The sequence below is a fragment of the Flavobacterium sp. FPG59 genome, from assembly GCF_002150205.1.
In the GTDB taxonomy this organism is placed as follows: domain Bacteria; phylum Bacteroidota; class Bacteroidia; order Flavobacteriales; family Flavobacteriaceae; genus Flavobacterium.
Window position 1 is genome coordinate 1 of record NZ_MTCA01000391.1, and the last position, 1,155, is coordinate 1,155.

A 1,155-nucleotide genomic window follows, 5' to 3' on the forward strand; every position below is an offset into this window, starting at 1 on the left:
GTATTAAAGATTTTTTCAAATACAATAAAATCCCATTCGCTGAAGATATTTTTTTGGAAAAATTTGACAAAGAAGAGGTTTCTATTGCAATTGATTTTTTTGAAGCTTTTACAGAATTTATAAATGTTTCTAAACACACAAAAGCTGTAGGCACTATCACAAAGTATACAACCGTTAAAAATTTTTTAGAACATTTTAATGAATTTACGAAATACCCCATACGATTTGACACCATAAACCAACGATTTGAAGAAAAGTTTATGGAATACGCTTTTGAAGAAAAGAAAACGTTGAACAATTATTACGGGAAGTTAATAAGTATCATTAAAACTTTTATGAACTGGTCTTTTGACCGTGGATACCATAATAATATTGAATTCAAAAAACTAAAGCGTGTAGAGAATGAAATTGAGGTAATCTTTTTAGAAAAAGAAGAGCTTTTTAAACTATACAAGCATGATTTTAAAAATGAAAAATTAAACAAATCAAGAGACTTTTTTTGTTTTGGATGTTTTACCGGATTACGACATTCTGATATTAAAAATATGGATCAAGCAAACATTTATGATGATTATATCCAATTAACATTGATAAAAACTAAGACTATTAATCATAGGATCGAATTAAATATTTACGCTAAAGCCATTCTTGACAAATATAAAGGGACTATCTACGAACCATTGCCCAAAATAAGCTCACAAAAACTAAATAAAAACATCCAAGACTGTTGCGAAATCATCAAACTAAATTCTGACATTACTATTACAAGGCACATCGGAACCAAAAGGATTACTAAAAATTTCAAGAAGTACGAATTAATTACTAGCCATGTGGCCCGCAAAACTTTTGTTACAAACTCACTTATTTTTGGAATGAATGAAAGAATTCTTAGAGAAATGACTCATCATAAAGATGAAAAATCATTTAAAAGATATGTAGATATCTCTAATTTTCAAAAAAACAAAGAGATGAACAACACTTGGAACATAAATTTTGATGAGCAATAATATGATGTATTTAAACTTTCTCAACTTTAAGAAAAAAAATATAGTTCAAGAAAAAACCTCAAAGCCAAGCAATTTTATTGTTAAGTCTGCTCTTACTCAAATAGTAGAATATATAGAGGGAATTCAAATGTCAACAGAGAATCAAGAC

Annotated in this window: 1 protein-coding gene; it reads left to right on the forward strand. The window is 27.8% G+C overall.

The genetic code is table 11. The annotated features are described in order from the left end of the window. On the forward strand, positions 1 to 1,007 hold a 1,007-nt coding region (locus tag FPG59_RS16225), incomplete at its 5' end, for a phage integrase SAM-like domain-containing protein (RefSeq protein ID WP_086455548.1). Positions 1,008 to 1,155: the final 148 nt, after the last annotated feature.